General features: G+C 68.5%; 5 protein-coding genes. 1 reads left to right on the top strand and 4 read right to left on the bottom strand.

Annotation, left to right across the window (positions count from 1 at the left end):
• On the top strand, positions 1 to 345 hold a 345-nt coding region (locus tag ACF1BN_RS36910), incomplete at its 5' end, for a restriction endonuclease (protein WP_392335977.1).
• Positions 346 to 455: 110 nt separating this feature from the next.
• Here the strand turns inward: ACF1BN_RS36910 and ACF1BN_RS36905 are convergent.
• The 4 genes from ACF1BN_RS36905 to ACF1BN_RS36890 form a co-directional block, all read right to left on the bottom strand.
• Complete coding sequence (locus tag ACF1BN_RS36905; protein WP_392335976.1) at positions 456 to 2,849, bottom strand: Helicase associated domain protein; 2,394 nt, start codon at positions 2,847 to 2,849, stop codon at positions 456 to 458.
• A gap of 85 nt (positions 2,850 to 2,934) precedes the next feature.
• Positions 2,935 to 5,943, bottom strand: coding sequence for an AAA family ATPase (locus tag ACF1BN_RS36900; protein ID WP_392335975.1), 3,009 nt, complete (start codon positions 5,941 to 5,943; stop codon positions 2,935 to 2,937).
• A 1-nt stretch (position 5,944) separates the two neighbouring features.
• Positions 5,945 to 7,141, bottom strand: coding sequence for an exonuclease SbcCD subunit D (locus ACF1BN_RS36895; protein ID WP_392335974.1), 1,197 nt, complete (start codon positions 7,139 to 7,141; stop codon positions 5,945 to 5,947).
• 272 nt (positions 7,142 to 7,413) lie between these two features.
• Positions 7,414 to 9,243, bottom strand: coding sequence for an ATP-dependent endonuclease (locus ACF1BN_RS36890; RefSeq protein WP_392335973.1), 1,830 nt, complete (start codon positions 9,241 to 9,243; stop codon positions 7,414 to 7,416).
• Positions 9,244 to 9,778: the final 535 nt, after the last annotated feature.

Here is a 9,778-nt window from a genome sequence, read left to right as displayed (position 1 = left end):
CTGTTCGAGAAGATCGGGCTGCAGTCGTGGGTGACCCAGGCATCGCGGGACGACGGCATCGACGCGGTCGCGGTCAACGAGGAACCGCTCATCGGTGGGCTGTGCAATATCCAGGCCAAGTGCACCAAGAACGTCGTGTCCGCCGAGACGGTACGGGCGGTCGCGGGGCTCGTCGTCACCACGGCGTGGTTCGGCAAGGCCAGCTGGGACTTCGCCCCACGCAACCGGGTCGAGCTCATCGACGGCCGTCATCTCAAAGCACTGCTGCTGCAGCATCTCGGTATCGACGCCCTCATCGGACTGCCCAAGGTGCCGCCCACCTGGCAGGCCCGCGACCTGAGCTGAGGACGCCAGCGGCCGCCGGAACGGGCTTTCGGTTCGCGGGGCTGGTGCCGACCCCGGGACGGCCGACAAAGGGATGACTACACCGCGGCTCGTGGGTTTGGAAGGGAGTTTCATGGGCGAGGCCCGGAAGAACACGTCGGGCACGCATGCGGCGTTGATGTCGCTGTGCGGGGGGCGTGCGGCGCAGCGACCGTCGTACGGCTGTCCTGGTGCTGGGGTGTGAGGCCCATACTTGTCAGCGCATGCTGGCGTTCTGGAGTCAGCCGGTCCCAACGCCGGCGGATGTTGCTGATCCACTGACCGAGGCGTACGGACCCGGAGGGGAGTTCCTCCGTATGCCGTTGCGGCACACGGCTGTGCCCTTCTCGGGCGTAGAACTGCCTGAGTGCCGTGATGCCTTGCTGGAAGGCGCGGTCCCGCCCACCGGAGGGCCGTCCCGAGGGCGTAGCAGCGTTCAAGGCCGGGGCTGGCGGTGCCAGGTTCAGGCAGGCGAGCAGACTTAGTTGCTCCGGGGTCTGGGGCGGGTTGGTCCGCTGGGTGTGGAGCCACTCCCCCAGGCGTTCGCCGTTTGCCGTCTGGAAGTGTCGTGGAACGGTGGTGAGGGGGTGGCCGTTCTGCTCGTGGCGTCGCGCCGTGTGGTACATGCGCTGCCAGGTCAGGGGCCAGGGCGGGTTCCAGTGCGGGTCGAGGTCGTGGAGCGCCTGTGTGCGGGCGGGGGTGAGCTGGGCGGCGCGTTTGCGTTGGGTGGCGAGCCAGCGGCCGAGGGCGAAGCCGGTTTCGGGGTCGTGGTGGTCGACGGGGGCGGCGAGGTGGCCGTGGGTGGTGGCGTAGGCGGCTGCGTGGGTGAGGCCGCGGTCCCAGGCTTGCTGGCGGGGGTTCCAGATGATGCCGAGGTGTTCGAGGGCGTGAGTGCGTGTGGGGTCGAGTGCGTTTTGGTTGTGGAGGTGGCGCTGCCAGGTGATCCAGCGGCCCAGGGGGTAGCCGGTGGGGTCTTGGTAGGTCTGGGGGGTGTCGAGGTGGTGGTGGGTTCGGTGGTAGCGGCGGGCTGAGGTGAGGCCGCGGCGCCATTCGGCGCTTTTGGGTTTGAGGACGCGCAAGGTGAGGGCGAGGGCGACTTCGTCGGCCTGGGTGGGGCGGTCGAAGTGGAGCCAGTGGCCGGGTTCGCCGGTGAGGGTGGGGCGGTGGGTGCGTGGGTCGGCGAGGCGTGCTTCGAGGCGGCTGTCGTGGGCGCGGAGGGCTTGGATGGTGCGCCATAGGGGGGTGTAGGCGTCGGCGCCGAGGAGGTCGTCGGGGTTTTCGTCGGGGGTGAGGTAGACGGGGACGATCAGGGTGGCTTTTTTGCCTGCGCCGGGTTGTTGGCGTAGGGCGCGGCCGACTGCTTGGACGGTGTCGACGGGGCTGTTCTTGGGGTCGGCGAAGACGACGGCGTCGATGGAGGGGACGTCGATGCCTTCGCCCAGGACGCGGGCGTTGGCGAGGACGGCGGGTTGTTCGGGGTGGGTGTGGGTGGCGTAGTCGAGGAGGATGCGGCGGCGGACTCGGGGTGGGTGGGTGCCGCTGATCCACTGTGACCACAGGCCGTCGGGTTGCAGGTGGGTGGGGAGGGCGGCGGCGGTGTCGGGGAGGGTGGTGGCGAAGGCGCGGGCGTCTTGGACGCGGTGGTGGAAGGTGAGGACACGGCGGAGTTTGTGGTCGTGGATGGCTTTGAGGACGGCGACCTGGCGGCCGGCGAGGCGTAGGCCGTCGACGCCGGCTCCGGGGCCGGTGGCGAGCCAGTCGCGCAGGGTGGTGTCGTCGATGACGGGGACGAGGATCTGGTAGTCGGCGAGGAGGCCGAGGTCGATGGCGTCGGAGAGGGTGAGGCGGTAGGCGACGGGGCCGAAGAGGGATTCGTCGTCCATGGAGGCGACGGTGTCAGTGTCCTCGATGCGGCCGGATTCTGCGTCGGCGTCCCAGATCCGGGGGGTGGCGGTGAGGTAGAGGCGGTGGTGGGCGGGGATCTGGTCGTCGTGGTGGACTGCCGCCCAGGCTTTGCCGAGGCGGCCTGCGGTGCGGTGGGCCTCGTCGACGACCAGCAGGTCCCAGGGAGGAAGGCCGTGGGTCTGGTGGGCGGTGACGACGGCGGGCAGGGAGGCGTAGGTGGCGTAGACGGTGGCCGGTCCGCCGGTGGTGGTGAGGGCGGTGAGCTCGGCGGGGCTGGTGGTCATGGGCAGGTCGCCGGCCGGGGTGTGGTCGGAAGCCTGCCTGGCCGAGCAGACAGCGACCGTGGTGCCTTTGCGGCCGGCGGTGTGCCAGGAGCGGGCGGTCTGGGACAGCAGGTCCAGAGTGGGCAGCAGGACCAGGGTTCTGCCCCGTGGGGTGAGGCGGGCTGTGGTGCGGGCGGCGATGAAGGTTTTTCCGGTGCCGCAGGCGGCGACCACGGTGGCCCGGGCATGGACGCGCAGTGCTTTGACGGCGGCGGTGACGGCTTCCTGCTGGTGCGGGCGCAGCTCGATCTCGGGCATGTGAGTACCGCTCCAACGGGTCGGCCGACTGGTGCCAAGCAGAGGGGTCGGGTTGCCCGGTCCTCTCTGCTTGGTGGGTGTCAGGCTATTCGGCTGCTTCGGTCAGGTGGGCGAGGGTGGAGCCGGTGGGGTTCTTGCGTACGTGGAGGCGGTGGGGGATGCGGCGGCGTAGTTCGGGGATGTGGCTGATGACGCCGACGGTGCGGTCGTGGGCGCGCAGGGAGTCGAGGACGTCGAGGACTTTGTGGAGGGTGTCTTCGTCGAGGGTGCCGAAGCCTTCGTCGATGAAGAGGGTGTCGAGGGGGTTGCCGCCGGATTCGTGGGTGACGACGTCGGCCAGTCCGAGTGCCAGGGAGAGGGAGGCGAAGAAGGACTCGCCGCCGGAGAGGGTGTCGGTCTTGCGGGGGCGGCCGGTCCAGGAGTCGGTGATCTGCAGGCCGAGGCCGGAGCGGGCGCCGCGGGGGGCTTGGTGGTCGGAGTGGGAGAGGGTGTATCGGCCTTCGGACATGATGTGCAGGCGGGTGTTGGCGGCGGTGACGACTTCTTCGAGCCGGGCTGCCAGGACGTATGCCTCGAGCTGCATGCGGACGCGGGCGCTGGTTGAGGTGCCGGTGACGAGGTCGGCCAGGTGGCGTGCGGTGCTGTAGGCCTGTTCGAGTGGCTGAAGTCGTTGGACGGCGGTGGCGAGGTCGGTGGCCAGCGTGGCGAGGTCTTGGGCGCGGGTGCGGGCGGCGTCGGCGACGGCGGTTGCTGCTGCGTGCTGGTTGTCGGCGGCGGCACGGGCTGCTGTGGCTGCGCTGGTGTCGGCGGGGGGCTGGGCGGCGGCCTGCTGCAGTGCCGGGTCTTGGAGGACCGCGGTGTGGACGGCGCAGTTCTCGCGCCATTGAGTGATCTCTTCCTCGATGGCGCGCAGGGTTTCGTCGTCGAGGAGGGCCTGCTGGGCGAGTGCCAAGGTGTCGAACCCTTGGTTCTTAGCGGTGAGGAGGGCCTGCTCGGTGCGGTGGTTGAGGGTCTGGGCCGCGGTGGCGAGGGTGCGGGAGGCTTGGGCGGCTTGCTTGAGGTGGTCGGCTGTGCGGGTGAGTTCGGCGGCGTGGGCGGCGACGGTGGGGTGGGTGCCGCGGGCTGTGGTGAGCTTGGTGGTCAGCTCGGTGAGTTGCACGGTGAGGGTGTCGTAGTCGGCGTTGCGGGCGGACAGGCCGGCGGTTGCGGTGCGGTGCTGCTCGGTGTGGTGGGTGTGCTCGGTGTCGAGCGCGTGGAGTTCTTCTTGCACGGCGCCTTGGTCGGCAGCCCGGGCCAGGGCGTCGGCCAGGGCGGCGTTGAGCGCGGCGTGCTGGGTCTGCAGGTCGGCCAGTGAGGTGTCGCCCGCTTCGCCGGTCGCGGCGGCTGCTTGTTCGCGCAGGCCATGCAGGACGGCCGCGGCGGCGTCCCGGGCGGCGTTGGCTCGCTCGTGGGCGGCTTCAGCGTCCTGTTCGTTTTGGCGTGTGGGCTGTCCGTCCTGGGCGGCGGCGGGAGCGGGGTGGGTGCAGGAGCCGCAGACCGGGCAGGGAATGCCGTCGGTGAGGGTGGCGGCGAGCTCGGCGGCCATGCCTTCGGTGCGCCGGCGGCGAATGTCGAGGTGCTCCTGGCCGGCCAGGGCGGCGATCTCTTGCGTCTTTGCCAGGCGCTGTTCGGCCTTGGCGACCTCCGCAAGGTGGGTGTCTCGCAGCTCGGCGGCTTCGATACGGGTCTTGAGGCCGTCCAGGGCGTCGTGATGACGCAGGCCTTCCAGTTCGGCCTGCCGGGCGGCTTCACGCCGTGCCTCGAGGTCGCGGCGCATGCCGGGCTCCTGATCGAGCCAGTCCTGGGAGGTGCGTTGCTGGGTGTCGAAGTCCTGCCGTTCGGCGTCAATACCCTCAAGCTGGGTGGTCAGCCGGCGGACGGTGTCTTCCTCGGCGACGAGCTCGGCCAGGACAGCAGCTTCGTTGCGGGTGGTGCGCTCGATGGTTTCCAGCTGGTCGGCGTCCAGGTCCGCGTGCTGAGGCAGCAGGTGGCGGCGGGCGCTGCGCTCAGTGCGCTGGGCGTCGGCGTGGTCGCTGGCTGCGGTGTCGGCGGCATGCAGCTGGGGAGCCGCGTGCTGGGCGCGGCGGGCCTGGTCGCGGCGCTGGCGGAGGGTGGCCTGGTGTGGTTGTTGTTCCTGCAGCAGGTCGAGCTGCCGCCGGGCGTCTGTGTAGGCCGCTTGCTGTTGGTGGAGGTCGCGTGCTGCGGCTTCGAGGGTCTGCATTTCGAGCAGGTGGGTCTTGGCCGTGGCGGCTGCCTGGAGGGTGTGGTCGTGGTGTTCGTGGCTGGCGTGCAGGAGGTCCTGGGCCCAGGCCTGTGCAGGCTCGGTGAGGGTGTGGGGGTCTTCGAGGGTGGGTGCGGGGTGCTCGGTCGCGAGGTCGGCTCCGGCGGCCTGGTGGATGCGTTCGGCCAGGCGAAGGACGTCGGCGCGGGCGGTGTCGCGGTCCTTCTCGATGGTGCGGCTGTGATCGTGCAGCCAGCGTTCGACGAAGGCGAAGCGGTGGGTGCGGAAGAGTTTCCCGAGGAGTTCGCGCCGGCCGTGGGCATCGGCGTGGAGGAACTTGGTGAATTCGTTCTGGGGCAGCAGGACGACCTGGCAGAACTGATCCCGGCTCATGCCCAGCAGGTCGATGATCTCGGCGGAGGCTTCCTGGTGGGACTTACTGAACGGTTCCCAGCGTTCCTGCCCGGTGGTGTCGGTGGTCCGCTCGCTGAGGAAGGTCTCGGCCTTCTGCTGGGTCTCACCCGGGCCGGATCGTTTGGGGCGCATCTGGGCGGGAACCCGGCGGATGCGCAAGCGGCGGCCTGCGAGGGTGACGTCCAAGGTGACTTCGGTCAGGAGACCTTCGGGAGCGTGATGGCTGCGCAGCAGCAGGTCACGGTCGCCGGGGGGCTTGCCGTAGAGGGCGTAGCAAATGGCGGCGAAGACGGTGCTCTTCCCGGCGCCGGTGTCGCCGTGGAGGAGGAAGAGGCCGTCGGCGGACAGGCTGTCGAAGTCGATGGTGTGGGTGCCTGCGAAGGGGCCGAAGGCCTGCAGGTGCAGAGTGTGCAGGCGCATGTCAGACAGTTTCCTTCTGCTGTTCGTTCAGGCGGGAGGCTTCGACGGCTTGCTGCAGCAGGGCGTGTTCCTCCGGGGTGGGTTCGGTGCCGCGCATGCTGTGGACGAAGTCGGTGGTGATGCCGAGGTCGCTGCGGCCGCGCACCCGTTCGCTGTAGGTGCTGGAGGTGACCTGGGCGGGGATGTGGGCGGGCCGGTGCTTGAGTTCGGCGGTGTGGGGGAAGCGGCGGCGCAGCCGGGCCATGGCCTCGAAAGGCAGGGCGGTGTCGGTGAGGGTGACCTCGAGCCAGGCGTCTTGCAGGGGTTCGTGGACGGGGTTGGTCACAAGGTCGTCGATGAAACCGGTGACGCGCTCCAGGCGGCGGGCAACGGGACAGGGCAGGCGGGTAAGGGCGGGGGCCTGCCCGGGAGTGAGGTCGGCGAGAGTGATCGTCTTGGTGTGGCGGGCCTCGGAGAAGGAGTAGGCCAGAGGGGAGCCGCTGTAGTGGATGCGGTCGGTGACGGACTGAGCGCCATGCAGGTGACCGAGGGCGACGTAGTCGATGCCGTGAAAGAGGTCGGCGCCCACGTGGGCGATGCCTCCGACGGTGATGTCGCGTTCGCTGGCGGATTCCTTGGCCTTGTCGCGTTCGTCGGGCTGTCCGGTGCCGGGGGTGACGAAGGCGTGGGCGAGGACCACGCAGCGGGTGCCGGCCGGATGGTGGGTGGCGAGATCGGTGCGGATGCGTTCCAGGGCCGCGGTCAGTACGGCGCGGTGGGAGACGGCTTCGGCTTCCAGCGGGGCGCGGGTCATCGAGGGCTCGAGGTAGGGGATGCCGTAGACGGCGACGGGGCCGTGGGTGTCTTCGAGGATGACGGGGGTGTGGCAGGTGGCGGGGTCGGTGCGCAGGTGGATTCCGGTGCGTGCCAGGAGGCCGGAGGCGACGCCGAGGCGGTGGGCCGAGTCGTGGTTTCCGCTGATCATGATGATCGGGACGTTCAGGTCCGCGAGCTGGTGCAGGGCGTGGTTGAACAGGCGTACGGCGTCGAGGCTCGGGATGGCCCGGTCGTAGATGTCTCCGGCCACCAGGACGGCGTCGACGTTCTCGGTTCGCGCGGTGTCGACCAGATGGTCGAGGAAAACGCGCTGGGCGGGTACCAGGTCTTCTGAATGGAACCGCCGGCCCAGGTGCCAGTCGGATGTGTGGAGGAACCTCATGCGCGTACACCTCGAGCTTCGTCACTCAGTGTGATTTGTCAGTGCAGGAAGGGAAGATAAGAGGCGTGGGAAGGAGGAGAGATGTCCTCTCCGAGGTCTGCTCGTGCTGGCTGTGTTCCCTCGCCAGGCGGGTGCAGATGGTGTGGGATCGACGCCCGGATGCATGCCCGTCAGTGGGTGGAATCGGTCGGCTGGCATGCGTGGGTGGCGCCGACCGACGAGCAACGCAAAGAGCGCATGCTCCTGCGCCGGGCGCGACAGTCGGCGTCTGGTCAGTGAGCGAGCTGCTGTAGGCGGGTGAAGATCTCCCGCAGCTGGCGGGGCACGTCTTCGGGGGTGGTGAGGGTGGTGGCGAGCCCGTAGACCATGGCGGGTTTGCCATTAGGGCTGTTGTCCTCGGCTTCCTCTTTGATCATGTGGAGGATGCGGGCGCTGAATTTCTGGCCGTCGCGGTGCGCATCGAATTCGTCCGGGTGCCAGGTCTGGGATGCCGGCTTGGGCCACAGAGTGTTGGCGGCAGTGGTCCACTGCTCGTTGCTGAAGAGTTCTTCGAGTTCGTTGTAGCCTTCGGCTTCGCCGACGTAGGACACCTGCTGTTCGAGGTCGAGGCCGGTGCGCTGGAGTCGCTCTGTTCTGAAGAGTTTGTTGGTGCGGCTGTCGGCATCGACCATCAGCATGACGGTGCGCTGGTGTTTGACGAGGTAGCTGGCCAGGTGGAGGGCGCCCTCGTTGTTCTCGCAGCCCCACAGGGCGATGCCTGCGGCCTGGAGTGACATGTTCTGGGCGAGGCGGAAGAGCAGGGGGAGGCTTTTTTGCTCGGTGTCGCCTTCGACGGCGAGGAAGCAGCGTTCGTGGAGCAGGACGGAGTTGCGCAGGCCCAGTGATGCCGCGATCTGGCCGAGGTGGAAGTCGATGCCGTCGTGCTGGTCGTCCTTGAGGCGTTCGACGATGGTGCGGCCGTCGTCTCCGAGGCTGAGGTGGACCACGTCGGCGATGTCGACGCCGTCGATGAGGTTCATCGAGTGGGTGGCGACCATGACGTTCACGTGGGGCAGGGCGCACTGCTTGCGGACGATGTCCATGACCGTGCGCTGATGGTGGTAGTCGAGGTGGGTGTCGGGCTCGTCGTAGACGACGATGGTCTGGGTGGTCTGGGTGGCTGCGGGTTCTCCTGATGCGGCCAGTTCGACGGTCTCCAGGAGGTTGCTGGTCCATTCCCATACCGCCAGGGCAATACGGCGGGTGCTTCCCTGGCCGGCGCGTGTCAGGTCGACCAGTTCACCGTCGGCCCTCGAGACGTGCAGCGGGGCGCCTTTGAACCCTCCGCTGAAGGAGACCATGGGCTTGACGTTGACGTTGACGTACTCGCCGCAGTGCTGGCGGATGTGGCTGCACAGGGAGTCGGCTTCCTTCTCCAGCCGCTGGTTGATCTCTTGTTCGATCTCGCGGACACGGCCCTGGAGGGTCTCGTCCTCCAGGTGGGTCTTGTAGCTGCTGTTCAAGGCGGTGTGCACGGCGTCGTCGGGGCTCTCGTGTTTGCCTCCGAACGACAACAGCCGCGGGAGTCGCTCTTGGAGCAGTCTGGGCAGCGCCAGCCATCCCTGCTCCTGGGGGACGGTCCTGGCGTGTGCCGTGAGTTCTGCCAGCAGGGATTCCTTGAGGGTTCCTGCCGGGGACAGACCGTACTCGGCGACGAGGGAAGAAAGCGCCGGCTTGAGCAGCTGATCGAGGTCGCGCAGCTTCGGGTCGACAGGTCGGCTGCCGAAGTACTCCAGGCAGGCCGCTTCTCCCAGGGCGGAGCGCCGGCGGATGCGTACGTGCTCGCCCAGGCCGCTGCCGCTTTGCTCCTCGGTGTCCAGCCGGAAGTGGCCCTCTACCCACGTTTCGGCGCATCGCCGGCCTTTGGCGTCTCCTTCGCCCTGCGCGTAGGTGCGGTCCTCGTCGGTCAGGCGGTGGGTGCCGAGGAGGAAGGCCAGTGCGGTGAGCACGGCGCTCTTGCCTCCGTCGTTGCGGCCGGCCAGGACGGTGGGCCGGCTGACGGGGATGCCTTCGACATGGGCCAGGGAGCGGAATCCGTGCGCGGAGTAGCTGTCGAGATACACGGGAGCTGCTCCGTATCTCTCTGCCCGACGGTGGACAGAGGCGTGGCGTGCGGCAAGCGCAGATGCTGACGAGGCGCCTGTGCCACTGGCACAGGCCGTCATATTAAGTGCTGTTGAACAACTGCAGGATGTTTTGCGTCAGTTGGACTCGCCGGTAGCTTTGCCGCTCCCCCGGTCCGGGCCATCTTCTTTCGGTGAGCTGGACTCACACCCCTCCATGTTCGTACGTGAGAGCGAATTGGGTGGGAGTGTCTCGCGTCTTGGCCCCGAGGGTGGAACCGGATGGTCTGCGGCTTCAACCTCCGCCGTATGGTGCCTATTTCGAGGCTCTCCATCATCCGCTGCCTGATTGCCGCAGGCCATTCGAGCGCTTCGCCAAGGGGTAGATCCAGCTCTGGTGGACGGGCGCGGGGCAGGCTGGGCACGAGTGGGGGTGTCGGCGACGCTCTCGCGATGGTGTGGCTGAAAGCCGCGTGAACTGCTCGGCTTTCACTCGCTGTTCAGGGCCAGTGGTTCGTTCTTACCGGTGCGAGCG

The organism is Streptomyces sp. NPDC014861, assembly GCF_043081625.1.
In the GTDB taxonomy this organism is placed as follows: domain Bacteria; phylum Actinomycetota; class Actinomycetes; order Streptomycetales; family Streptomycetaceae; genus Streptomyces.
Note: the sequence above shows the minus strand (reverse complement) of the source record. Positions and strands in the feature narration are given on the sequence as shown.

What these genes read in the sequence shown, in the direction of transcription:
- ACF1BN_RS36900 (WP_392335975.1), bottom strand. Translation starts at nt 5,943, where the DNA reads ATGCGCCTGCACACTCTGCACCTGCAGGCCTTCGGCCCCTTCGCAGGC.
- ACF1BN_RS36895 (WP_392335974.1), bottom strand. Translation starts at nt 7,141, where the DNA reads ATGAGGTTCCTCCACACATCCGACTGGCACCTGGGCCGGCGGTTCCAT.
- ACF1BN_RS36905 (WP_392335976.1), bottom strand. Translation starts at nt 2,849, where the DNA reads ATGCCCGAGATCGAGCTGCGCCCGCACCAGCAGGAAGCCGTCACCGCC.